General features: G+C 65.1%; 20 protein-coding genes. 10 read left to right on the plus strand and 10 right to left on the minus strand.

Translation table 11 applies throughout. The features are described from left to right. Nucleotides 1-166 precede the first annotated feature (166 nt). From DOM45_RS13645 to DOM45_RS13655, 3 genes are all read right to left on the minus strand, one after another. Nucleotides 167-1,939, minus strand: coding sequence for a GMC family oxidoreductase (locus DOM45_RS13645; protein WP_240612398.1), 1,773 nt, complete (start codon nt 1,937-1,939; stop codon nt 167-169). Nucleotides 1,940-1,944: 5 nt separating this feature from the next. Further along, entirely contained in the window at nt 1,945-3,312 is a 1,368-nt protein-coding gene (locus tag DOM45_RS13650) for a c-type cytochrome (protein WP_110601381.1), read from the minus strand. 64 nt (nt 3,313-3,376) lie between these two features. After that, on the minus strand, nt 3,377-4,102 hold the full coding sequence (locus tag DOM45_RS13655; protein WP_110601382.1) for a gluconate 2-dehydrogenase subunit 3 family protein: 726 nt from the start codon (nt 4,100-4,102) through the stop codon (nt 3,377-3,379). A 412-nt stretch (nt 4,103-4,514) separates the two neighbouring features. Between DOM45_RS13655 and DOM45_RS13660 the strand changes: the two genes are divergently transcribed. Further along, on the plus strand, nt 4,515-6,710 hold the full coding sequence (locus DOM45_RS13660; protein WP_110602081.1) for an OsmC domain/YcaO domain-containing protein: 2,196 nt from the start codon (nt 4,515-4,517) through the stop codon (nt 6,708-6,710). Between the two features lie 17 nt (nt 6,711-6,727). Here DOM45_RS13660 and DOM45_RS13665 read toward each other — a convergent pair whose 3' ends face one another. Beyond that, entirely contained in the window at nt 6,728-7,126 is a 399-nt protein-coding gene (locus DOM45_RS13665; protein WP_110601383.1) for a GFA family protein, read from the minus strand. A gap of 185 nt (nt 7,127-7,311) precedes the next feature. On the opposite strand from DOM45_RS13665, the gene DOM45_RS13670 reads away from it, so the two are divergent. Further along, nucleotides 7,312-8,895, plus strand: coding sequence for an alkaline phosphatase D family protein (locus DOM45_RS13670; RefSeq protein ID WP_110601385.1), 1,584 nt, complete (start codon nt 7,312-7,314; stop codon nt 8,893-8,895). Between the two features lie 25 nt (nt 8,896-8,920). Here the strand turns inward: DOM45_RS13670 and DOM45_RS13675 are convergent, their stop codons facing one another. Then, entirely contained in the window at nt 8,921-10,336 is a 1,416-nt protein-coding gene (locus DOM45_RS13675) for an FAD-binding oxidoreductase (RefSeq protein ID WP_110601387.1), read from the minus strand. A 51-nt stretch (nt 10,337-10,387) separates the two neighbouring features. After that, complete coding sequence (locus DOM45_RS20075) at nt 10,388-10,525, minus strand: hypothetical protein (protein ID WP_157958432.1); 138 nt, start codon at nt 10,523-10,525, stop codon at nt 10,388-10,390. Between the two features lie 89 nt (nt 10,526-10,614). Here DOM45_RS20075 and DOM45_RS13680 point away from each other — a divergent pair, with 89 nt between their 5' ends. Next, a complete protein-coding gene (locus tag DOM45_RS13680; protein ID WP_110601389.1) occupies nt 10,615-11,880 on the plus strand; it encodes an MFS transporter in 1,266 nt (421 codons plus the stop codon). A 15-nt stretch (nt 11,881-11,895) separates the two neighbouring features. Here DOM45_RS13680 and DOM45_RS13685 read toward each other — a convergent pair whose 3' ends face one another. Then, nucleotides 11,896-12,519, minus strand: a complete 624-nt coding sequence (locus tag DOM45_RS13685; RefSeq protein ID WP_110601390.1) for an NAD(P)H-dependent oxidoreductase — start codon at nt 12,517-12,519, stop codon at nt 11,896-11,898. Between the two features lie 159 nt (nt 12,520-12,678). Between DOM45_RS13685 and DOM45_RS13690 the strand changes: the two genes are divergently transcribed. The 7 genes from DOM45_RS13690 to DOM45_RS13720 all read left to right on the plus strand — a co-directional run bounded on the left by DOM45_RS13690 (nt 12,679) and on the right by DOM45_RS13720 (nt 19,330). Next, nucleotides 12,679-13,581, plus strand: coding sequence for a LysR substrate-binding domain-containing protein (locus DOM45_RS13690; protein WP_110601392.1), 903 nt, complete (start codon nt 12,679-12,681; stop codon nt 13,579-13,581). A 139-nt stretch (nt 13,582-13,720) separates the two neighbouring features. Then, nucleotides 13,721-14,728: a LacI family DNA-binding transcriptional regulator gene (locus tag DOM45_RS13695; protein WP_205909468.1), complete on the plus strand. Its 1,008-nt coding sequence runs from the start codon at nt 13,721-13,723 to the stop codon at nt 14,726-14,728. Nucleotides 14,729-14,796: 68 nt separating this feature from the next. Beyond that, nucleotides 14,797-15,813, plus strand: coding sequence for an ABC transporter substrate-binding protein (locus DOM45_RS13700; protein WP_110601396.1), 1,017 nt, complete (start codon nt 14,797-14,799; stop codon nt 15,811-15,813). Between the two features lie 4 nt (nt 15,814-15,817). Then, nucleotides 15,818-16,639, plus strand: a complete 822-nt coding sequence (locus DOM45_RS13705) for an ABC transporter permease (RefSeq protein WP_110601398.1) — start codon at nt 15,818-15,820, stop codon at nt 16,637-16,639. 21 nt (nt 16,640-16,660) lie between these two features. Then, the gene (locus tag DOM45_RS13710; RefSeq protein WP_110601399.1) at nt 16,661-17,476 is read left to right on the plus strand and encodes an ABC transporter permease; all 816 of its coding nucleotides are present in this window, start codon (nt 16,661-16,663) and stop codon (nt 17,474-17,476) included. A 30-nt stretch (nt 17,477-17,506) separates the two neighbouring features. Next, a complete protein-coding gene (locus DOM45_RS13715; RefSeq protein ID WP_110601401.1) occupies nt 17,507-18,490 on the plus strand; it encodes an ABC transporter ATP-binding protein in 984 nt (327 codons plus the stop codon). A gap of 24 nt (nt 18,491-18,514) precedes the next feature. Continuing rightward, nucleotides 18,515-19,330, plus strand: coding sequence for a phosphodiesterase (locus DOM45_RS13720; protein ID WP_110601403.1), 816 nt, complete (start codon nt 18,515-18,517; stop codon nt 19,328-19,330). A 185-nt stretch (nt 19,331-19,515) separates the two neighbouring features. On the opposite strand, the gene DOM45_RS13725 is transcribed toward DOM45_RS13720, so the two are convergent. Genes DOM45_RS13725 through DOM45_RS13735 form a run of 3 tightly spaced genes read right to left on the minus strand, consistent with a single transcriptional unit; the run spans nt 19,516 to nt 23,654 of the window. Then, nucleotides 19,516-21,567, minus strand: coding sequence for a metallophosphoesterase family protein (locus DOM45_RS13725; protein WP_110601405.1), 2,052 nt, complete (start codon nt 21,565-21,567; stop codon nt 19,516-19,518). Then, nucleotides 21,560-23,161, minus strand: coding sequence for a tripartite tricarboxylate transporter permease (locus DOM45_RS13730; protein ID WP_110601407.1), 1,602 nt, complete (start codon nt 23,159-23,161; stop codon nt 21,560-21,562). The genes DOM45_RS13725 and DOM45_RS13730 overlap by 8 nt, the downstream gene beginning before the upstream one ends. 13 nt (nt 23,162-23,174) lie before the next feature. Further along, a complete protein-coding gene (locus DOM45_RS13735; RefSeq protein WP_110601410.1) occupies nt 23,175-23,654 on the minus strand; it encodes a tripartite tricarboxylate transporter TctB family protein in 480 nt (159 codons plus the stop codon). Between the last annotated feature and the right edge of the window lie 6 nt (nt 23,655-23,660).

The following is a 23,660-nucleotide window of genomic DNA, read 5'->3' on the forward strand; positions in this document are numbered from 1 at the left end:
CGCATCCCGCGACGCCGCCTTGCGAAACACCAGGCCCGAGCCCCACGTCGTTGAGGCTCGGGCCTTTTAGGTCAAGCTCGTCGCCTTCCCGTACATCGTGGCGAAGCGCCAGCCTCGAGCATCCGCCATCCCCCTTCGGCACGCCACCGGCGGTGCGGGCACACGCTCAGCTTCTGGACATCAGTGGTCCTGGATTGGCGAGATAGCTCTCTCGGATCTTGCGCACGGACCAGAACGTCAATGCCGCTACCGTCCCCGTGGGGTTGTGCATCATGTTCTGCGGGAAGTTGCTCGCCCCCATCACGAACAGGTTGTGCGCATCCCAGTGTTGCAGGTAGCGGTTGACCACCGAGGTTTGCGGATCGGTGCCCATCACTGCGCCACCGGTAAGGTGGGTGGATTGATAGTGGGATGGGTCGAACTGATCGCCGACCTTGTGGAAGCTTTCGGTGTGATAGTCCGGCCCCAGCTCGTCGACGATCTCGCGAATCCGATCGGCCATGAACATGGTCATGCGCATGTCGTTCTCTTTCCAGTCGTAGGTCATGCGCAACAGCGGATCGCCATGGGGGTCCCGATAGTTGGGATCGAGATCCAGATAGCAGTCGCGATAGGCCATGTTGGAACCCGTGGTGCCGATCATCATGTGATGACCATATTCGCGCTGGGCATTGCGCTTCCACTCGCTGCCCCAACTCGGAGAGCCTGGTGGGACCCGGGTACCCCCGATGGCACCACCTGGCCCCTGGGTCGTGTAGATGTACGAACCACCGATGAAGCCGTGCTGCTCGGTGTCGAAGGCGTCTGGGGCGAAGTCATCGATCACCTGACCGCTCCCACCCGCGCTGATGAACGGGTTGAACTGGTGCCGTTCGAAATACATGTCGACCGAACCGGTGATCTGATAGGTGAAGTTACGACCTACCACACCGGTATTGCTAATCGGGTCGTACGGCTGTCCGATGCCGGAGAGCAGCAACAGGCGCACGTTGGAAAGCGTGAACGAGCACAGGAAAACCATCTTCGCCGGCTGGAACACCTCGTTGCCATCGCCATCGATATAGGTCACGCCGGTGACGGTCTGGCCATCGCCGGCCTTGTTGATCCGGCGTACATCGCACTGAGTGCGATAGCTGAAATTATCACGCCGCTTGAGCGCGTCCAGCACACAGGTCTGCGGCGACGCCTTGGAATAATTGAGGCAACCGTAATTGCTGCAGAAACCGCAGAAGTTACAGGGCCCCAACTGCATGCCATAGGGGTTGGTGTACGCCTGGGAGACGTTCGCCGAGGGATACGGGTATGGGTGCCAGCCCAGAGACTGGGTCGCCTCGGTGAACAGGGTATCGGTCAGCGTGCGCGGTAACGGCGGCAGCGGAAAGGGGTTGCTGCGCGGCCCCTCGAAGGGGTTACCACCGTCGATGATCTCGCCGTTGAGGTTGCCTGCCTGGCCGGAAAGGCCGGCGATACGTTCGAAGAGGTCAAAGTGCGGCTCGAGCTCGTCGTAGGTAACGCCATAGTCCTGCATCACCATGTTTTCCGGCAGGAACCCCGGTGAAAAGGTAGCGTCGGCAAAGCTCTTCATGGAGAGTTCGGTCGGCGTCGCGCGGTAGAGCACACCGGTCCAGTGGGCACCGCAGCCACCCACGCCATTACCGGGATGGAAGGTGGTCCATTGGCGCTGCGGCAGCGCCGTTTCGCCACCGTTGCGACGAATGGTGACGCCGTCTGTCCGCGGGCTCTGCATCATGCCCAGGCGCACGCCGTACTTCAGTTCGTCGGCGGGCTTGGGATAGAGAAAATCTTCCTTGGTACGATCGGCGCCGCGTTCGAGGGCAACGACATCGAGGCCGGCGTCGGTCATCTCCATGCCGATCAGCGACCCGGTCCATCCGAGCCCGATGATCACGACATCGACTGGCTGTTTGTTGATGGGCACGTTGGTTACTCCTGTTCGCTGGCGTTCGGCTCGGCGTAGACCGGGTCGGGTTGGCTGCTATGGGTCTCTTCGGGGTCGAGCTCGCTTCTCACGGCAGCGACCTGGTCGGCGGAAACGCCGGGGGCCTGGTTACCCCAGCCCTGCCGCAGGAAGGTCGCGAGATTGGCGACCTCTTCGTCGCTCATGCGCCAGGCGAAACCGGGCATCATCAAGCGCTCCGGGGCCTTGGGCGTCGAGGGAAGCTCAGCGCCAGCGAGGATGGTGTGGATCAGGCCGCTGGGATCGTCGGCATTGATCAGGGAGTTGCCGACCAGCGATGGGAATACACGAGGCGCACCCTTGCCATTGGCAAAGTGACAGGCATTGCAGCTATTGAGATAGAGCTCGGCGCCCTCGGAGAGATCGGTCGCGCCAGTGAGCTGCTGCTCGGTGTCGCTATCGGCGGTGGCATCGAAGGCGTGCTGGGTATCGCTCTCGACCGATGGCAGCGTCTTGAGATAGGCCGCTATCGCTTGAAGATCGTCGTCGGACAGATGCGAGGTACTGTGCTCGATGACACTGGTCATCTCGCCGCCCACCGCGGCGTGGGCATTACGTCCCGTCGCCAGGTATTCGACGATCTCCTCCTCGCTCCAGTCGGAGATCCCCATGCCGGCGACACCGTCTCCACCACGCAGGGCCGGGGCCAGCCAACCATTCAGATTGGCGCCGCTAAGAAAGTCGCTGTCGCTGTCGTCGAGCGCCTTGGATTGGTACGCAAGCCCGCGCGGCGTATGGCAACTGCCGCAGTGACCCAGCCCCTCGACCAGATAGCGACCACGAGCCACCGGGTCTTCCCCACCGGGGGCAGTTGCCGTGGTCGGGTCATCGGTGAAGAACCAATCCCATAGAGCGATGCCCCAACGCTGATTGAAAGGGAAGCTCAGATCGGTTTTCGTCGGTTGCTCGGAGACCGGCTCGACGCCGTGCATGAAGTAGGCGTAGAGCGCATCGATATCCTCATCGGAGACTTTGGCGTAAGCCGGGTAAGGCATGGCCGGATACAGGTTGGCGCCATCGGCGCGCACACCCTGGCGCACCGCCGCGGCAAACTGATCGCGGCTGTAGTTGCCGATACCGTGGTCCTTGTCGGGGGTGATGTTGGTCGAATAAATCGCCCCAAACGGGCTGTCGATCGCCAGCCCCCCGGCGAACGGCGTACCACCGGGTGCAGTGTGACAAGCGACGCAGTCACCCGCTCGGGCGAGATAGGCGCCCCGCTCGATCTGGGCGTCATCCGAACTGCCGTGCTCCTGGGCGACAGCAGGCAGCGCGACCGAGACGAGCCCCATCGCCAGCATGCCAACCGAGACCTGGCTCCATGAACGACTCATGGGAGATTCCTTATCCTGAATGTGTCGGGAAACGCCGTGCTCTTCAACAGCGTCAGGTAGCGGCTCATCCCCGCTCGCCGGAAAGGCTGACCGGCCCAAGCGGATAGGGTCGATCGTACTGATCGACCCACTCGCGGAAACTGGCACGCGCGCCCGTGAAACCCAGCATCTTCCAGCCGCCCATGTGCTTGTTGCCGCCGTACTGCGGGTCGGCGAAATACCCTTCCTTGGTGTTCTTGAGCAGAAAGGAAAAGAACGTGGCGCTCGGCAGTTCGCGCCCCTGCTGCGGCGCGAAGTGAATGTCACCGTTTTCCAGACCGCTCAGCACCTCGATCTGACGCTTGGCTTCCAGCTCGGGGAAGTCGGCCTGATAGGTGTCCTGGCAATACCTGCGGGTGGCAGCGATGCCGTAGCGATAGAGGTCCGCCGGGGTGAATGGCAGTTGGTAGCCGAACGCGGCTGGCGCCCCCTTCGGGAAAGGACCTTCCATGTACCAGTTATCGGCGCTGCCGTATTCGCTCCCGAGCTGCAGGTCGAGAAAGATGGGGACGTTGGTGCCCAGAGCGCCGGCGCCGGTCTCGTCTTCAGGGATCAGCCGATCGGTGGCCGCCAGGATGAACTGCCACTCCTCGGTGGAGAAAAAAGTCGGCGTGTAGTCATCGATATGCGGCGGTGCCTCATCGGCGCCCGCTGTCGCGATCAGGCCAATGCCCGTTCCCATCGCAGGCAGCATCAGCAACGAGCCCTTCAGCAGGGCACGTCTATCGGGCTGGAAATCATTCTTCGGCATAATCTTGGCCATCCTCGACTGTCACGGGAAGTCGGTATTATTACGCAACGTCACGCCCTTGGAGGCGTGAGCGATATCGGCCTGCAAGCCAGGCAGGTGTCGACCGTCACCCACCCGAGGGCCCGAAGCGCCAGTTATCAATCGGGTTTCACAGCGATAAAGCGAGCTCTCATGCCGCTGTCAGGGCGACATGGACTCAAATCACAATGGCTGAACCAGCTCCGCCGAGCAAGTGGGCGTGTCAACGACGCCGCAGCCCAAGGTAATATAGCAACGTAATTATGGCACAAACGATAGCAGCCTACATACCGATGCCCATCAGGCCAAGACGCCACCGGTTGAAATCCGGATAATGGCCGGCATCCGCCCGGCCGACGCTCGGGCCACGCCATTCAGCAACCCGGTGCGCCCCATGGAAATCAAGGTCAACTATCTCGACAACCTGCGCCAGGAAGCCAAGTTCGACGACTTCACGGTGATCACCGACCAGCCGATCCGCTACAAGGGCGACGGCTCGGCGCCAGGGCCGTTCGACTACTTCCTCGCCTCCACGGTGCTCTGCGCGGCCTATTTCGTGCGGGTCTACTGCAACGCCCGCGAGATCCCCACCGAGAACATCCGGCTGTCGCAGAACAACATCGTCGACCCGGAGAACCGCTACAACCAGATCTTCCGCATCCAGATCGAGCTGCCGGCGGACATCTCCGACAAGGATCGCACCGGCATTCTGCGCTCGATCGAGCGCTGCTCGGTCAAGCGGGTGATCCAGAACAACCCCGAGTTCCAGATCGAGGCGGTGGAGAACATCGACGAGAACGCCCAGGCGCTGCTGATGGGCGGCTCGCTCGACAAGGACGGCGAGAGCCAGGAGACCTGGATCGAAGGCAAGGACCTGCCGCTGGAGCGGACCATCGCCAACATGACGGGCATCCTCGAGCGTCTCGGCATGAAGATCGAGATCGCCTCCTGGCGCAATATCGTGCCCCACGTCTGGTCGCTGCACATTCGCGACGCCGCTTCGCCGATGTGCTTCACCAACGGCAAGGGAGCGACCAAGGAGGCCGCGCTGTGCTCGGCGCTGGGCGAGTTCATCGAGCGCCTCTCCTGCAACTTCTTCTACAACGATCAGTTCTTCGGCAGCGAGATCGCCGCCAGCGAGTTCGTCCACTATCCGAACGAGCGCTGGTTCCAGCCGGGGCCGGACGACGCGCTGCCCAGCGAGATTCTCGACGACCACTGCCGCGCGATCTTCGACCCGGACGGCGAGCTCCGAGGCTCGCATCTGTATGACACCAACTCCGGACGCACCGACCGCGGCATCGTCTCGCTGCCGTTTCAGCGCTACTCGGACGGCGAGACGGTATGGTTCCCCTCCAACCTGATCGAGAACCTCTATCTCAGCAACGGCATGAGCGCGGGCAACACCCTTGCCGAAGCGCAGGTGCAGTGTCTCTCCGAGATCTTCGAACGGGCGGTGAAGCGCCAGATCATCGAGCAGGAGATCGCGCTACCGGACGTGCCCGAGGCGGTGCTGGCGCAGTACCCGACGATTCTCGAAGGCGTGCAGGCACTGGAAGCCCAGGGCTTCCCGGTGCTGGTCAAGGATGCCTCGCTCGGCGGGCGCTTCCCGGTCGCCTGCGTCACCTTGATGAACCCGCGCACCGGCGGCGTGTTCGCCTCCTTCGGCGCGCACCCCAGCCTGTCGGTCGCCATCGAACGCAGCCTCACCGAACTGCTGCAGGGGCGCAGCTTCGAAGGCATGAACGACCTGCCGCCGCCCACCTTCAACACCCAGGCGGTGAGTGAACCCAACAACTTCGTCGAGCACTTCATCGACTCTTCCGGCGTGGTGTCGTGGCGCTTCTTCAGCGCCACGGCGGACGTCGACTTCGTCGAGTGGGACTTCTCCGGTACGAACGACGAGGAGGCCGAGCGCCTGTTCGCGATTCTCGAGGAGGAGGGCCTGGAGGCCTATGTCGCCCTCCACGATGACCTAGGCGCCCCGGTGTGCCGCATCCTGGTGCCCGGCTACTCCGAGGTCTATCCGGTCGAGGATCTGGTGTGGGACAACACCAACATGGCACTGGCCTTCCGCGAGGATATCCTCGCCCTGCACCGCCTCGACGAGGCGCAGCTGAACGACCTGCTCGAACGTCTGGAGGAGAGTGAGCTCGACGAGCAGATGAAGATCGTCACCCTGATCGGGATCGAGTTCGACGACAACACCGTCTGGTCGGAGCTGACCATCGCCGAGCTGAAGTTGCTGATCCAACTGGCGCTGGGGCGCCTCGAGGACGCCCTGGACGGCGCGCAGATGTTCTTGCAGTTCAACGACAACACCGTCGACCGCGGACTCTTCTATCAGGCACTGTCGGCGGTGCTCGAGATCGCCCTGGACGACGATCTCGATCTCGACGACTACCGCCACAATCTGACCCGCATGTTCGGCGAGGCGAAGATGGCGGACGCCATCGGCGCGGTGGAGGGCTCGGTGCGCTTCCCCGGGCTGACACCGACCAGCCTCGAGCTCGACGGTATCGAGCGCCACCAGCGCCTGCTCGAGAGCTACCGCAAGCTGCACGCCTGGCGGGCCGCCCGGGCGCGCTGAGCGGCGCAACCCGGCCATCACCGGTCGGCGGGGTGATTCACGCCATCGCCGACCGGAATCGGCCCGGGCAGGTCGAACGGATCTACGCCTTCCAGGCAGGCGATGTTGTAGCCGTACTGGTCCGGATTGGAACGCCGCTGATGGTGAGTGTAGATACCGCAGTTGCTGCAGAAATAGTGCCGTGCGGTCATGGTGTTGAACTGATAGCGACGCAGGGTTTCCTCTCCGCTGACGATGCGCAGTCCCGCCAGCGGCACGCTCGCCACGATCGCGCCGCGGCGTCGACACATCGAGCAGTTGCAGCGACGCGGATCGACCACGCCGTCGGGTAGTTCGAGTTCGAGCACCACCGCACCGCAGTGGCAGAGTGCACGGTGGCGTGGCTGGATATCGGTATTGCCGATGCGCTTGATCATCTGTCCCCTCCCCTGCGCTCCCGCTTTCCGTCGCCGCCCTCTGCAGCATAGCGCCGCCCCGCCGACCTTCACCATCACCCCTCCGGTTACGTCTCTTCACATCTCTCTACCTCCGCTTCATGCAAGCGTCACGGGACGGCGCTAGCCTGCCGTTCATCGATGACGAGCCCTCGAGGAGACGAGACATGACGACACCGCCGAAGCCTTTCACGCGACGCGACTTGCTGGTCGCCAGCGGCCACGCCGGGCTCGGCCTGGCGGGCATCGCTCTTCTCGGCGCCCCGGCGATCGTGCTGGCCGAGGGCCGACGCCCGACGGTGGAAGGCGGCGTGATGAGCGGCGACGTGCTGACGGATCGCGCCATGCTGTGGGGCAAGGCAAGCCAGCCGTCGCGAATGCTGATCGAAGTCGCCGACAACCCGGAGTTCCGTGGTGCGCGCCAGTTGCCCGGAGTCGAGGTGCTGCCCAGCACCGACCTGATCGGCAAGCTCGACGCGACCGGGCTGACAGGCATGGACACCGTCCACTACCGGGTGCGATTCGCGGCCTTGGGAGATCCACGGGCGATCAGCGAGCCGGTGGTCGGGCAGTTGCGACTGCCGCCGAGCGCACCGCGCGACCTGCGCTTCGTCTGGTCCGGCGACGTGGTCGGCCAGGGCTGGGGCATCGATGAATCCCGCGGTGGCATGCGCACCTGGGAAACGATGCGCCAGGTCCGGCCGGATTTCTTCATCCACTCCGGCGACACGGTCTACGCCGACGGGCCGCTGGAAGCGCAGACCGAGCTCCCCGATGGCGGTATCTGGCGCAATATCGTCACGCCGGCCAAGCAGAAGGTCGCCGAGACACTGGACGAATATCGCGGCCAGCACGCCTACAACCATCTCGATGCCAACTTCCGCCGCTTTGCCGCCGAAGTGCCGATGCTGGCGCAGTGGGACGATCACGAGACGACCAACAACTGGTATCCGCAGGAGATCCTCGACAACGACCGGTACACGGAAAAGAACGTCGCGCTGCTCGCCGCCCGCGGCCGGCAGGCGTTTCTCGAGTACATGCCGATCCGCCTGCCCGCTTCCGCCCCGCAACGGATCTACCGACGGTTCTCCTACGGCCCGGGGATGGAAGTCTTCATGCTCGACATGCGCAGCTATCGCGGCCCCAACAGCGTCAACCTGCAAGACGAGGAGTCCTCGGCCACCGCGTTCCTGGGTGAAAACCAGTTCCGCTGGCTGCGGCAAGCGCTGAACGACTCCAACGCGACCTGGAAGATCATCGCCGCCGACATGCCGATCGGCATGGTGGTCCCGGATGGCGATCAGTTCGAAGCGATCGCCAACCGTGATCCCGGCCAGCCTCTTGGCCGCGAGCTGGAGATCGCGCGGTTGCTCCAGGCCATTCGCGACGACGATATTGCCAACGTGGTCTGGTTCACCGCCGACGTGCACTACACCGCCGCGCATCACTACGCCCCGGAGCGCGCCAGCTTCAAGGCGTTCAAACCGTTCTGGGAGTTCGTCAGCGGCCCTCTCCACGCCGGCACCTTCGGCCCCAGCGAGATGGACGCCACCTTTGGCCCCGAGGTGACCTTCTTCAAGGCCCCGCCCGAGGGCCAGTCCAACCTGCCGCCCTCGGCGGGCTACCAGTTCTTCGGCCAGGCCGACCTGGATGGCGAGAGCGAGACACTGACTATCCGGCTGAAAGACAGCGACGGCAGGACGCTGCACACCCAGGTGCTGGAGCCCGAGCCCCGTTCCGCCAACGCCTGAGGAGGGCTGGCGGTCGGCGCCGAGGTCACACCAGCTTGCCCGGATTCATGATGCCGAGCGGGTCGAGGGCGGCCTTGATCGCACGCATCACCGCCCACCCTTCACCGTGTTCGGCTTCCATGTAGGCACGCTTGCCGGTGCCGATACCGTGCTCGCCGGTACAGGTGCCGCCGGCGGCCAGGGCACGTTCGATCAGGCGCCGGTTGAATGCCGCCAGTGTCTCGAGTTCTTGTTCGCTATGGCGATCCACCGCGACGACCAGATGAAAGTTGCCATCGCCAACATGGCCGAGCAGCGGCGCGATCAGGCCACTCTCGGCGACATCCGCCTGGGTCGCTTCGATGCACTCGGCGAGCTGCGAGATCGGCACGCAGATATCGGTCGCGAGAAACTCCATCCCCGGGCGCAGTGCCTTGGCCGCGTAAGCGGCATCGTGGCGCGCCTGCCATAGCGCCTGACGCTCCTCCTCCTTCGTCGCCCAGGCGAAATCGCTGCCGCCGAACTCCTGGCACAGTTCCAGCATCGTCTCGGCCTGCTCCTTCACCCCGGCGTGGGTGCCGTGAAACTCCAGGAACAGCGTTGGCTTCTCGGCGTAGTCGAATCCGGAGAAGCGGTTGACCGCCTGCATCGCCAGCGCATCCATCAGCTCGATGCGCGCCATGGGGATGCCGTACTGGATCGAAGCGATCACCGCGTTGACCGCGCCGGCGACATCCTCGAACGCCACCGTCGCCGACGAGATCGCCTCCGGCAGCCCGTGCAGCTTGACGTTGAGTTCGGTGATGATGCCCAGCGTGCCCTCGGCACCGATCATCAGATGGGTCAGATCGTAGCCGGCGGCGGACTTGCGGGCCCGCGTCCCGGTCTTGACGATACGCCCGTCCGGCATCACCACGGTCATCGACAGCACATTGTCGCGAATCGTGCCGTAGCGCACGGTATTGGTGCCGCTGGCCCGGGTCGACGCCATGCCACCCATGCTCGCATCCGCGCCCGGATCGACGGAGAAGAACAGTCCCGTGGCGCGCAGATGAGCGTTGAGCTGAGTGCGAGTCACCCCGGGCTGGACGGTGGCGTCCATGTCTTCCGACCGAACTTCGAGAATGGCATTCATGGCGGAAAGATCGACGCTGAGTCCGCCGTGTTCGGCGATGATCTGGCCTTCGATGGAGGTACCCACCCCGTAGGGGATCACCGGTACCCGGTGGCGAGCGCAGGCCGTGACGACCGCAGCCACCTCTTCGCTGGTGTGGGGGAAACAGACCGCATCCGGCGCGGCCGGATGGTGCCAGGACTCGTCGTGGCCGTGCTGCTCGCGAATGCCCGCCGCCGTGGTGATCCGGTCGCCGAGGATCGGCCCGAGCTCGGCGATCAGCGCTCGAAGTGCATCGGCAGTGGGACGTGAAGGTCGTTCGGCAGGATGTGCAGCGACGGAAGACATGAGAGACACCTCGAGTGGACCAGTAAGGCTTGACCGTGAGCAAGCTATCGATCACCCCAGCATACCCGATTCCGCTCGCGCTGCGGTCACCGCCGGTACCGCCAGGGTCAGTTGGCGACGGTCTCCCTGACGGCGTCGGCAGTCGGCGCGCTCGACCAGGCGGCTCCGGGTGACGGCCGTTCGGCTCACTCCGAGGCCCTCGGGAAAGCACGAGCAATATCCGGGAATCTGCGCGATATTCGTTAAACCGGCTGACCGACCTCTCGAGATGGCAAATCATGTCAACGACAACCTCGCACCACCCCACGGCGCGTAGCCGAATCGGGCTGGATGGCCTGAACTTCTTTCTGGCCGACGTTCGCGATGGTGTGGGGCCGTTTCTCGGCATCTATCTGTTGACTCGCCACGACTGGAGCGCCGGACAGATCGGCGTGGCGATGTCCGCGATGACCTTCGCGACGATGCTCGCACAGAGCCCGGCGGGCATGTTGCTGGATATCACGCGCTTCAAGCGGGCGCTGGTGGCTGTGGCGACACTCGTCGTCGCCATCTGCAGCGTGCTGATGACCCAGCCGGCTTTCGTCAATTTGCCGGCCATCGTCCTATTTCAGGCGCTGATGGGGGTGAGTGCGGCTTTCCTGCTGCCCGCGGTGGCGGCAATCACCCTGGGAATGGTCGGTAATCGACGCTTCCCGCACCGTCAGGGTCGCAACGAAGTGTTCAACCATGCCGGCAACGTGGTTTCGGCATTGCTGGCGGGCGCGCTGGCTCACTTCCTGAGTATCGAGTGGCTGTTCTATGCGCTGGTGATCTTTGCGCTCGGCAGCCTGATCAGCGTGCTCGTGATCCGGGAGGCGGACATCGACCACGCCGCCGCCCGCGGCAAGACCGAGAGCACATCGCCGGCCGACGGGAGCCTCCTGCATGTGCTGAAGAATCGCCGCATATCGATGCTCGGCCTGACCCTGGTGCTATTCCATTTTGCCAACGCCGCGATGCTACCGCTCGTCGGGCAATATCTGACCATTGGCGATCGCGACGCCGCCTCGCTGTACATGTCGGCCTGCATCGTGATCGCGCAGCTGGTGATGATTCCCGTGGCGTGGTGGGCGGGCCGACGGGCAATGAGCTGGGGCCGCCTGCCGGTCTTCATGATCGGACTGCTGGCCCTGCCGCTGCGTGGTGCACTCTACGCCGTCAGCAACGACCCGCTATGGCTGCTGATGGTGCAGGCGCTGGATGGGATCGGCGCCGGCGTCTTCGGCGTACTGTGGCTGATCGTGGCCGCCGACCTCACCCACGGGACGGGACGCTACAACGTCACGGTGGGCGTGCTCGGCACCCTGTTCGCCCTGGGGGCGGCCAGTTCGAACCTGGTCGCGGGCTATGTGGTGGAAGCCAGCGGCTACGCCGGTGGCTTCCTGTTCCTGGCCGCCTTCGGTGTGCTCGCCCCCATCGTCTACTGGCTGGGCGTCGGCGAGACTCGTCCTGACGACGCTGGGCACGCTGCCGCGGGCAAAGTGAATTCCATCCCAACTGCCTAGCCGTGGCGATGCGCTTCAGGCGGTGACGGTCGGGTGGACTCCACGGGTCGACATTGCGACGTCGGTGAAAATCTCCCGTAGATGACGGCGATACTCGGCGGTATGGCGCTCGACGTCCGGCATCTTCATGACGTCATTGGCGATGAATGTCGGTAGCCCTTCCAGCCCGACGAAGGCCTGTGACTTGTGGAATGCGAAATAGACACCGTCGACGCCCTTGCCGTCGAAGAAGTTGCCCGGCTCGTCGAAGGCTTCCCGCGGCGCGTTCCAGGTCAACGACAGCATGTAACGCCGGCCCTGGAGCAGGCCGCCGCTGCCGTACTGCTTGGTGGGATCCTGCCGCGAACGGCCGTCGTTGGCATAGAGCGAGCCGTGGCCGGCGGTGAAGACTTCATCGAGGTAGCGCTTGACGCTCCAGGGCGTACCCATCCACCAGCCCGGCATCTGGTAGACGATGACATCCGCCCACAGGTAGTTCTGCACCTCGGCGTCGATGTCGTAGCCCTGCTCGATCACCGTCTCGCGGATTTCGTGGCCCAGCTCGGTCAGTTGGGCGACGGCGACGGCGTGGAGGGTATTGTTGAGCTCACCGCCGGAATGGGCGAACGGCTTGCCGCCGTTGATCAATAGAATCTTCATCTCGAATGGTTCTCCATCAATATTGGTCATGCGCACTCGGAAACTACCGAGCCCGGAGGAATGAGAGCCATTGTGACGAGAAACTGCCACGGATAAACCACCCGGACGGCAAGTCACTTTTGATTTAAAATCAATAAAACCTCGCAATGCGGCAACGCGATGAAAAGCACCCTGGAAGAGCAGCAAGCCTTTGTCGCCGTGGTCGACAGCGGCTCCATCACCGCCGCCGCCGAACGGCTCGGCCTGACCGTCTCCGGTGTCAGCCGCGCGCTCAACCGGCTGGAGCGGAAGCTCGAGACGACGCTGCTGAGACGAACCACGCGACGCCTGGAGCTGACCGAGGAGGGCGAGACGTTCCTGGGGCACGCCCGTGCGATTCTTGCCGCCGTCGACAACGCCGAGGAGGCGATCGCCAACCGCCACGACCGCCCCCGCGGCCGCTTGCGCATCAACGCAGCGCCGAGCTTCATGCAGTTCGTGATCGTGCCGATCATCGGCGAATTCCGCGACCGCTTTCCGGGCATCACCCTGGAACTCGACACCCACGATCGCTTCATCGACCTGCTGGAACAGCGCGTCGATCTCGCCATCCGTATTGGCGAGCTCGAGGACTCCTCGCTGCATGCCAGGCCGCTGGGCCACAGTCCACTGCGTCTTCTGGCCAGCCCGGATTATCTCAGGCTTCACGGTGCGCCCCGCGGCGTCGGCGATCTCGCGCAGCATAGCCTGCTCGGCTTCAGCCAGCTCGATCATCTCAACGACTGGCCGCTGCTCGACGCCCGCGGCGAGCCGTTTCACGTGAAGCCCTCGCTCTCGGCATCCAGCGGCCCCACGCTACTGGAGCTCGTCCTCGCAGGCGAGGGTATCGCCTGCCTCGCCGACTACATGACCCTCGCCCCACGCCGAAGCGGCGCTCTCGTCGACGTGCTGCCCGAGCAAACCCGGTTCCGGACCCAGCGCATCAATGTCGTCTACTATCGCCAGAGCGCACTCTCGCAGCGCGCGCGGCTGTTCATGGAGTTTCTCGCCGAGCGGCTGCCGGGGAACTACCTGCACGCCTAGAGATCGGCCGTCTTCCTCTTATCTCTTCCCTACTGCCTGTTCCATCGGCATCACCCAATTGACATCCCGGCGTCACGGCAACGTCACACGCCGAGGACAGACTGCAAACGTTTTCATGGTTGCAGGCGAAGTCGCTGTCATGCCGTCATCACGTCCCTCACTGGTCCAGATCGCCGAACGGGTCGGGGTTTCCCCGGCCACGGTGTCGCGTGCCTTCAACCGGCCGGAGCTGCTCAGCGACGCCACTCGCGAGCGGATACTCGCTACTGCCAGGCAGCTCGGTTTCCGGCCCAGCAAGGTGGGCAGTAGCCTGCGATCGGGCAGCACCCGCACGTTGGGGCTACTGCTGCCGACGATGTCCAATCCGGTCTTTGCCGCCTGCTTCGAGGGTGCCGAGGAGCGTGCGCTGAAAGCGGGCTACAGCGTGATGCTGGCGACCACCGGGTACGACAGTCGACGCGAGCGGGCGGCCGCGCACAGCCTGCTCGACCACCGTGTCGAGGGCATGATCCTGACCGTTGCCGACCCGGCACGCAGCGCCACGCTGGCCGAGCTCACCGCCAGCGGCCTGCCGTTCGTGCTCGCCTATAACGAGAGCGATCGGCATCCGTTCGTCAGCGTCGACAATCTCGCCGCCGCCGGCGACATGGTCGAGCATCTGGCCGCCAGCGGTCACCGCCGGCTCGCCATGATCAGTGGGCCGCTGGACGCCTCCGACCGGGCGTCGAAGCGTCTCGACGGCGTCCTGGATCGCGCGGCCCGCCTGGATCTACCCGCACCCACCCATGTCTCGATGCCCCGGCATACCGCGGCGGATCGTGATCGCCTGAGGAGCCTGCTCTCCTCGCCCAGGCCGCCCACCGCCCTGTTCTGCTCCAACGATCTGCTGGCCGCCTCGGTGATCGCGGAGTTGGCGACCCTGGGTCTGCGCGTGCCGGACGACCTTTCCGTCTGCGGCTTCGACGGCATGGCCTTCGGCGCGCTGATGGTGCCGTCGCTGGCCAGCGTCCACCAACCCAGCAGCGAGATCGGCAGCCAGGCCTGCCATGAACTGCTCAATGCCCTCGGCGGCGGAAGCAGCCGCTCCGTGCGCCTGCCACATCGCCTGAGCGGAGGTGGCACCGTCGCCCGCCTGCCGGTCGACTAGCACCGTCGAGCCACTCCAACGTCGCACCACCCAACCACCGCATCGCCAACCCAGAGGATCGGATCATCATGAAACAGACGCTTCGCACCGCCGTCATGGCACTGGGATTCACCGCCGCAGCCCTCGGGTCGCTAGCGGTCCAGGCCGCCGACAACGCCATCTGTTACAACTGCCCGCCGGAGTGGGCCGACTGGGGCACCCAGTTGAAGGCCATCGAGGCGGATACCGGCATCCACGTACCGCAGGACAACAAGAACTCCGGCCAGTCGCTGGCCTCGATCACCGCCGAGAAGAGCAACCCGGTCGCCGATGTCGTCTATTACGGCGTCACCTTCGGCATCCAGGCCGCCGAGCAGGGGCTGGTACAGGGCTACAAGCCGGCCCACTGGGACGAGATACCCGACGGCCTGAAAGACCCCGACGGCAGGTGGTTCGCCATCCACTCGGGCACCCTGGGCTTCATGGTCAACGTCGATGCGCTCAACGGCGCGCCGGTACCGCAGTCGTGGAGCGACCTGCTCAAGCCCGAGTATCGCGGCATGGTCGGCTATCTCGACCCGTCGTCGGCGTTCGTCGGCTATGTCGGCGCGGTTGCCGTCAACGGGGCGCTGGGCGGCTCGCTGGACGATTTCACCCCGGCGATCGAGTGGTTCCGGAAGCTGCAGGCCAACGATCCCATCGTACCCAAGCAGACCGCCTACGCCCGTGTGCTCTCCGGCGAGATTCCGATCCTGCTCGACTACGACTTCAACGCCTACCGGGCGCGCTACGACGACAAGGTCAACGTGCAGTTCGTGATCCCCCAGGAGGGCACCGTCACCGTGCCCTACGTGATGAGCCTGGTCGCCAACGACCCGCACCCGGAAGCGGGCAAGAAGGTGCTCGACTACGTGCTCTCCGACAAGGGTCAGGCGATCTGGGCCAACGCCTACCTGCGCCCGGTCCGTCCCGGCGCGGCGTCGCCGGAAGCGCAGGCGAAGTTCCTGCCGGACAGCGACTACGCCCGCGCCGGAACCGTCGACTACGCCAGGATGGCCGCGGCGCAGCGGGCCTTCTCCCAGCGCTATGCCAACGAGGTGAATTGACGCCATGGGTCGACGACGAGCCTGGTTGGTGATCGCCGCACCCGCCGTGGTGCTGTTCCTCGCCTTCTGGTTACTGCCGATGGCCAAGCTGGCCGGGATCGGTGCCGCCACGCCACAGGGCATGGACGCTTCCGCCTACTGGCTGGTGGTGACCCAACCGCGCTACTGGCAGAGCCTGATCAATACCGTGGCGCTGTCGCTGGGGGCAACGCTGGCCACGCTCGTCATCGCCCTGCCCGTCAGCCGTTTCCTGGCTCGCCACCCCGACTTTCCCGGGCGGCGGGTGCTGATGTCGCTGCTGCTCTTTCCGCTCGCTTTCCCCGGTGTGGTGGTGGGTTTCCTGGTGATTCTCGCCACCGGCCGCCAGGGCGTGCTCAACACACTCTCGAAGGCGCTTTCCGGTGACCCGATGGTACTGGCCTACGGCATGGCAGGGCTCTTCATCGGCTATCTCTACTTTCTGCTGCCGCGCACCATCGGCGTGCTGATGACGGCAGTGGAGGGGATCGACAAGCACTGGCTGGAAGCGGCGCAGACATTGGGCGCAAGCCCCTGGCGCCGGTTCGTCGATATCGAGCTGCCGGCGCTGACCGGCGCGCTGACCGCGGCCGGGGCGATGTGCTTCGCCACCGCCATGGGCGCCTTCGGCACCGTGTTCACCCTCGGTACCCGGATCGACGTGCTGCCGATCACCATCTACGACGAGTTCACCAACTACGCCAACCTCCCGGTCGCCGCGGCGCTCTCGGTGGTACTGGGGCTGGCCACCTGGGCGGTGCTCTACGTCGCCAACAGCCTGGCCGCCCGTACGGCAAGGGGAAACTGAGATGACCGCAGGAGTTCCCACATGAGGCATTCCCGCTTCGACACCCGGCTCGGCCTGACCGCCACGCTCGCCGTCGCCGCCCTCCTGATCGGCCCGGTGCTGCTGTCGGTCACCGCCGGGGTGACGAGGAACTATTTCGTCGGCCTCTCCAGCGGGCTGACGCTGGACTGGATCGTTCAGGTCTGGGATCTCTACGCCGACACGATCTGGCGCTCCTATGGCGTGGCACTGGCCACCCTCGCCATCACCACCATCATCGGCGTACCCGCCGCCTGGGTGCTGACGCTGTTTCCCGGCCGGCTCTCACGCCTGCTGGAGGAGCTGCTGACCCTGCCGGTGGCCGTCCCCGGGCTCGCCACCGCGCTGGCCCTGATCGTCTCCTGGGGCAGCGTCGGCTGGTTGCGCAGCAGCGTGGCGTTCATCGTCATCGGCCATGTGCTGTTCACGCTGCCGTTCATGGTGCGCGCCGTGCGCGCCGGGATGCAGGGGGCCGACCTGGTGGTGCTGGACGAAGCTGCCGCGACCCTCGGTGCCAGTCGCCGCCGGCGCTTCTTCGACATCATCGTGCCTGCCGCCAGAAGCGGCATCGTCACCGGCGCGCTGACCGTGGTGACGCTCTCCATCGGCGAGTTCAACCTGACCTGGCTGCTGCATACGCCGCTGACCAAGACGTTGCCGGTGGGGCTGGCCGACAGCTACGCCTCGATGCGACTCGAGGTCGCCTCCGCCTACACCCTCGTCTTCCTGCTGATGCTGCTGCCGCTGATGGTCGGGCTGCAGTGGATCGCCGCCCGCTCGACGCGCCACGGCGGCCTCGGTCTTGGCGCATCGACATGACTTCATCACGTACATGAGCGACTCAACGACATGACACACCCGCTGACCATCAGGCTCGACAACTGCGCCAAGACCTGGCCCGACGGCACCCGCGCCCTGGCGCCGCTGAACCTGTCGATCGACGCCGGCGAGACGCTGGCGCTGCTCGGCCCCTCGGGCTGCGGCAAGACCACCCTGCTGCGCATGATCTGCGGACTGGAGAGCGCCGACGAGGGTGGCCGGATTCGCTTCGGCGACGACGACGTCACCCAGGTAGCGCCGGAAGCGCGCGGCGTGGGGGTGGTATTCCAGGGCTACGCGCTGTTCCCCAACATGAACGTCGCCGGCAATGTCGGCTACGGTCTGAAGATTCGTGGCGTGGATGCCGCCAGCCGGCGCCGACGCGTGGCGGAAATGCTCGAACTGGTCGAGCTGGGAGCGCTGGCGGAGCGGCGTATCGATCAGCTCTCCGGGGGGCAGCGTCAGCGCGTGGCGCTGGCCCGGGCGATCGCCATCGAGCCCCGCGTGCTGCTGCTCGACGAACCGTTGACCGCACTCGATGCCCGCCTGCGCCAGCAGTTGCGGGTGGATCTCGCCAAGCTGCTCAAGACGCTCGGCATCACTTGCGTCATCGTCACCCACGACCAGGAGGAGGCGATGATGCTGGGTGACCGGGTCGCGGTGATGTCCGCCGGCCGCCTGGAGCAGTTGGGCGCGCCGGAGACCCTCTACCGCGATCCCGCCTCGCCCTTCGTCGCCGATTTCCTCGGCACCCTGTGCCGGCTGGAGGGCGGCGAGGTGGCCACCCGCCATGGCGTCGCAGCGCTGACCTTCCGTCCGCACGAGGTCGAACTCGCGCCCCCCGGCCGGGGATTGCCCGCCCGCGTCCAGGCACGCTTCTTCCTCGGCAGCCATATCCGCTTCGAACTGACGCTCGCCGACGGCCAGCGCTTCACCGCCCTGGCCGCGCCAGACGCCATCTGGCAGCCGGGCGATACCGTCTCCGCTCTCATAGAGCAGGCCCGCGTGGCCTGAATCCGGACAACCTGGAACCTCTGCATGCTGATCGCACAACTCACCGACCTGCACATTCGTCGTCCCGGCCAGAAGGCCTATCGGGTGGTCGAAACCGACCGCTATCTCCCCCCGGCAGTGGCAGCGCTCAACGCGCTCGCCCCCCGGCCCGACGTGGTGCTGATTACCGGCGATGCCACCGATTTCGGCCGCCCGGAGGAGTACGCCACGCTGGCCGAGCAGCTCCAGCCGCTGGAGATCCCGTGGTACCTGATTCCCGGCAACCACGACGATCGCCAGGCGATGCGCGACGCCTTTCCCGATCACGACTATCTCGGCGGCGGCGCGTTCATTCAGTACACCGTCGAACGCTTCCCGCTAAGGCTGCTGGCACTGGACACCCTGGTGCCGGGCGAGAGTCGCGGCGAGCTCTGCGCCGAGCGGCTCGAATGGCTCGCCGCGCGGCTGGCCGAACAGCCCGAGCGCCCGACCCTGATCTTCATGCATCATCCGCCATTCGCCACCGGCATCGCGCACATGGACGCCATCGGCCTGGCCGGCGCTGCCGAGATGGCCGCGATCGTGGCCGATTACCCCAATGTGGAGCGCATTATCTGCGGCCATGTGCATCGCACGATCTTCCAGCGCTTCGCCGGCACCATCGCCAGCTGCTGTCCCAGCACCGCCCATCAGGTCGCCCTCGACCTGCGCGAGGACGGCCCCTCCGCCTTCGTCATGGAACCGCCGGGATACCAGCTCCACCTCTGGCGCGCCAATGAACTGATCACCCACCACGGCGTGATCGGCGACCATGCCGGGCCCTATCCGTTTCACGAGGCGGGCGGGCTGATCGACGAGTGAAGCACCGGTGGCGCAAAGGTCTTCCCCGCGCGGGGGTGCCCTCCGCTGTCGTCACTGGTACGCCACGCCCGGCCATCCCGCCAGCCGCCCCAGCGATCGACTGCAGGGGCACTGGATAGACCACCGTGCACCGACCCCGCACCTGGGCCTGCCCCTCTCGTCTCCGCGGCAACGGACCAGGCGGCCTACGAAGAGGCGAGCCCGCGGGGCAGCATCATCGGTGCGCGGGTTTCCAGCCATTCGCGCCGGCAGGCCAGCAGGGGGCCGGCATGACCTTCAGGCACGTCGATGCAGTGACATCCATCGCCAAGCAGCAACCATCCCGAGCTGGAGGGTAAACCCTGGCGGCCGGGCGCCCCCACCAGAATCAGCTTTTCACTCGCCGCTTCCAGCGCCAGCGTGTCGCCGGCACTGGCGGCGCCGATCCCGATGTCATCATCCTGCAGCACCAGGCCGAGGTTGCGATACACCTCCCCCGCCGGCGTTGGATTGAGCAACCGGTCACAGAGCCCAGTACGCGGAAAATAGCCGCGGTCGAGACTGTTGAAGGTGTCGAGAAACAGATCCTGATCCCGCCAGGCGCACGCTGCGATGACAGCCTCGGCCACGCGGGCGGCGATCAGTGCGTCGTCATCGATGACTTCCGACGGAATTTCGGACGCGAGGCGCACGTTGACGTTGACCCCGATGCCCAGCTCGCGCGCCCTGCGGCCCAATCGCTCGACCGCGCCGATCACCCCTTCGCGCACCGGCACGGTGAAGACGAAGGCGTCGATCAAACCGGCAGCGTCAGAAGTCCGGCTGAAATCCGCGATCTCCTCCCACCGGGATTCGCTGAATCCGTAACTCACGTAGTGGGCGAACTGACTGCCCACCGTGTCGCCATCCGCGGAGCTGGTAATGCAGGCAAGGGCCAACCTGACCGGCAGCGTCGCCCGCCGCGCCGCGATCGCCGCCAGCAGCGCGTGTCGCTCCTGCCACGGCGCAATGATTTCGAAGGTGGCGATCTGCGCGGCATGGCGCTCGACCAGCGACAGCGTCGCTTCGCCAGGGATCCCGAACTGGAAGGCGGTGATCTCGATGCCGAGTTCGCAGAGCAGCTCGAGACGCTCCCGATAGCTCGGGTCGTCGAAATCCCTGAGCGGCACCCTCACCTTGCGGACACCGAAGTCGACCAGGTTGAAAAGCGTGTAGTCGTTGCGCGCCTCCTTGCGCAAAAATTCATCCATCGGCCCGTTGAACGGCAGTTTGACCACTTCCGCCCAATCGTGACGCAGGTTGACACCGAGACGATTGCCCCTCCAGCCGACCGGCGGTATCTGGCGCATGGCGCGATGTTCAGCCGAACTGCCGGCGGTGGCTCCCCGCGTCTCGAGCTCCAGTCCGAGCGTGCGAGCGGTGTGAACGACGACCGCATCCTCGAACACGTCGATGACGAGAAAGCCCAGCTTGGCCGCATCGTCACGGCCGAGTTCGGCGGCAGGTGCCTGGCGAAAGAACTCCGCGTAGTCCTGGCGCACGAACGACGTCGAGGGCAGCACGTAGAAATCGGTCCCGCCCACGCGGTTGTGAAAGAAGTTATGCACGTGGCCCGAAAAGACCGCCGAGACGTTGGCCTGGGCGATCAACCCCATGAGCCACGAGCGCGCCGGCTCGTCGAGGTTGTCATAGTTCGAGGGCTCATCCGGCGCGAGGATATGGGTCGGGTAGTGGGTGAAGACGAAGGTGCGTCCGGCAAACGGCCGGGCAAGCTCCGCTTCGAGCCACGCTTTCTGGACCTGCTCGCGCTCGAGGCCCGAATTCAACAACTCGACGTTCAACAATACGAAGCGGCAGCCCCCGTGTTCGAACGCCTGCCAATCCTCGCCGAAGTTGGCCCGAAATTTCTCGATGCTCTCGGCGTCGACCGGTGCCGCTGGCAGCCCCGGCATGGGTTTGTCGCCGATGTCATGGTTACCGGGAATGACATGTAGCGGCGCGTCGAGTCCGGCGAGGATCTCCTTGGCCTCGCTGATGGCATCTTCGTAGCTCGACAGCGACGGCAGCGGATGGACGACATCCCCCAGGTGCAACACGAAAGCCGGCGCTGCCCGATTGATCAGTTCGACGGCGTAGCGCGCCCGCGCATTGGCCCTGGCATTGACCGGCCAGGGCGAGGAGTCGTCGATGACGCTGGGGCGTACATGGGTGTCGGAGACCACCACGTAGCGAAACAGGAATCGGGAGTCGTTATTCATCGAGGGCGTCCTTGACGGTGGAGGATGGCGTGGATTCAGAGGATCGGTCGCGCCTGACGGCCTGCCACCGGCTCCTGACGATCGAGACGATGGCGATCAGCGTCAGTGCGTAGAAAATCAGCGAGATGGGGCTACTGAAGAGCACGGAGATATCGCCGCCCGAGGCGGCCAGCGAACGGCGCAGCCCCTTCTCGAGCATTGGCCCCAGGATGAAGGCGATGACGAACGGCACCACCGGCAGCCCGACGCGGGCAAAGATCACGCCGACCACGCCGAAGATCAGCATGGTGGCGATGTCGAACAGGTGGTTGTTGCTCGCGTAGGCCCCCAGCACACAGAGCACGAAGATCATCGGGAAGACATAGCCGGTAGGCACGCGCGTGACGTAGCGCCCGATACGAATGAACACCAGGCCGACGAGCCTGAGCGCGATATCGCAGACCAGTAGCGCCACGAAGAGCCCGTAGACCAGATCGGCATGCAGGGCGAAAAACATCGGCCCCGGCTGCAGATTGAAGACCAGCAGCGCACCCAGCATGATCGCGGTGACCACGTCGCCCGGGATACCGAGCGTCAAAAGTGGCGCCAGCGTGGCGCCGTTGACGCCGTTGTTGCCGGATTCAGAGGCCGCGATGCCCTCGAGCGACCCCTTGCCGAACAGGTGGGCCTTCTTGCTGCGACGCTTGGCCTGCTCGTAGCTCACGAAGGCCGCGGGCGTCGCGCCGAGGCCGGGAATGACGCCGAGTGCGAGACCGATCACGCCGCCGCGCAGCATATGCGGCAGGGATTCGAAGAACTCGCGTTTGGTCAGCCGGTCGTTCGCGACGGTCGCACCGCCGTCGGCCAGGGTGATCGGTCCTGTCGCCATGCGGCTGCGACGGTACTGACGCACGAACTCGGGAATGGCGAACAGCCCGATCAACAACGGCACGAAGCCGACGCCACTCAGCAACTCGATCGAACCGAAATCGAAGCGCCCCGAGCCTTCCACCGGATCCATGCCGATGGTCGAAAGCAGAAACCCCATGATGCCGGCGATGATCCCGAGCACGATAGAGCGCCCCGCAACGCTGCCGACGATGGTGATGGCGAAGCAGATCAGTGCGAAGTACTCCGGCGACTTGAAATAGATCGTCACCTTGGCCAGCAGCGGAAACAGCAGAATCACCAGGCAGGTACTGGTGAGGTCGCCGACCATCGACGACACGTTGGCCATCTGGAGTGCCTTGCCGGCCATCCCTTTCTGGGTCAGTGCGTAGCCATCTACCGTGGTACAGGCCGCCGCCGGCGTACCGGGCGTATTGAACAGGATCGCCGAAATCGAGCCACCGTAGATCGCGCCGACATAGACCGCCGACAGCAGCGTGAGCCCGGTGAGCGGCTCCATGCCGTAGCTGAACGGCATGACCAGCGCGACGGCCAGCGTAATGCTCAAACCCGGCAGTGCCCCGAAGAAACAGCCGATGGTGACCCCGCCGAACACCGCCAGCAGGTTGTTCCAGCTCATGAACAGGTGTGCACCGGCCCACAGCCCATGGGCGATGTCGAGCAGGTAGCTCGCCACTGCCACGGGTAAATGCAAAATCGTCTCCATATCGAGTTCCTTGCTATGGGAGCAGGTCGAAAAGCGCGCCGGTGGGAAGCGATACGGAAGCCACCACCACGAACAGCAGATAGAAGAGCGCGATGGTGATCACGGTAACGCCGCCGATTCGCCACAGGCCGGGCATGCGGAAACGCCACATCAGCCACGCTATGAGCAGACCGCAGGTCGGCAGTACGCCGAGCCAGTAAACCGCCGGATAGACCAGCAGCAGCGTGACGACGACCGCGAGCTCGCGCCGCCAGCGCGACCCCGTCGTCACCTCCGGGTCAGGCGCCAGCGAAAGCCACAGCACCTGGACCAGGCGCAGCGCGGCAAGCCCGGCGAGCATCAGGGTGAGAATTTGCGGGAAGAATCGCGGGCCAGGGCCGGCGCCACCGCCGAAAACCGCAATGTGCTGGGGAATCAGCCAGAACCAGAGCAGCAGACAGCCCGCCAGCAGGCAGAGCGGCAGCCACAGCTCGGACGTATGGACCTTGCGCATGGGAAT

The sequence above is a fragment of the Salinicola lusitanus genome, assembly GCF_003206045.1.
In the GTDB taxonomy this organism is placed as follows: Bacteria; Pseudomonadota; Gammaproteobacteria; order Pseudomonadales; family Halomonadaceae; genus Salinicola; species Salinicola lusitanus.

Excerpts from the sequence above, each read along its gene's own strand:
- DOM45_RS13710 (WP_110601399.1), top strand. The coding sequence starts at position 16,661 with ATGAGGCATTCCCGCTTCGACACCCGGCTCGGCCTGACCGCCACGCTC.
- DOM45_RS13715 (WP_110601401.1), top strand. The coding sequence starts at position 17,507 with ATGACACACCCGCTGACCATCAGGCTCGACAACTGCGCCAAGACCTGG.
- DOM45_RS13705 (WP_110601398.1), top strand. The coding sequence starts at position 15,818 with ATGGGTCGACGACGAGCCTGGTTGGTGATCGCCGCACCCGCCGTGGTG.
- DOM45_RS13685 (WP_110601390.1), bottom strand. The coding sequence starts at position 12,519 with ATGAAGATTCTATTGATCAACGGCGGCAAGCCGTTCGCCCATTCCGGC.
- DOM45_RS13660 (WP_110602081.1), top strand. The coding sequence starts at position 4,515 with ATGGAAATCAAGGTCAACTATCTCGACAACCTGCGCCAGGAAGCCAAG.
- DOM45_RS13675 (WP_110601387.1), bottom strand. The coding sequence starts at position 10,336 with ATGTCTTCCGTCGCTGCACATCCTGCCGAACGACCTTCACGTCCCACT.
- DOM45_RS13650 (WP_110601381.1), bottom strand. The coding sequence starts at position 3,312 with ATGAGTCGTTCATGGAGCCAGGTCTCGGTTGGCATGCTGGCGATGGGG.
- DOM45_RS13720 (WP_110601403.1), top strand. The coding sequence starts at position 18,515 with ATGCTGATCGCACAACTCACCGACCTGCACATTCGTCGTCCCGGCCAG.
- DOM45_RS13700 (WP_110601396.1), top strand. The coding sequence starts at position 14,797 with ATGAAACAGACGCTTCGCACCGCCGTCATGGCACTGGGATTCACCGCC.
- DOM45_RS13655 (WP_110601382.1), bottom strand. The coding sequence starts at position 4,102 with ATGCCGAAGAATGATTTCCAGCCCGATAGACGTGCCCTGCTGAAGGGC.
- DOM45_RS13735 (WP_110601410.1), bottom strand. The coding sequence starts at position 23,654 with ATGCGCAAGGTCCATACGTCCGAGCTGTGGCTGCCGCTCTGCCTGCTG.
- DOM45_RS13725 (WP_110601405.1), bottom strand. The coding sequence starts at position 21,567 with ATGAATAACGACTCCCGATTCCTGTTTCGCTACGTGGTGGTCTCCGAC.
- DOM45_RS13680 (WP_110601389.1), top strand. The coding sequence starts at position 10,615 with ATGTCAACGACAACCTCGCACCACCCCACGGCGCGTAGCCGAATCGGG.
- DOM45_RS13670 (WP_110601385.1), top strand. The coding sequence starts at position 7,312 with ATGACGACACCGCCGAAGCCTTTCACGCGACGCGACTTGCTGGTCGCC.
- DOM45_RS13695 (WP_205909468.1), top strand. The coding sequence starts at position 13,721 with ATGCCGTCATCACGTCCCTCACTGGTCCAGATCGCCGAACGGGTCGGG.
- DOM45_RS13730 (WP_110601407.1), bottom strand. The coding sequence starts at position 23,161 with ATGGAGACGATTTTGCATTTACCCGTGGCAGTGGCGAGCTACCTGCTC.
- DOM45_RS13665 (WP_110601383.1), bottom strand. The coding sequence starts at position 7,126 with ATGATCAAGCGCATCGGCAATACCGATATCCAGCCACGCCACCGTGCA.
- DOM45_RS13690 (WP_110601392.1), top strand. The coding sequence starts at position 12,679 with ATGAAAAGCACCCTGGAAGAGCAGCAAGCCTTTGTCGCCGTGGTCGAC.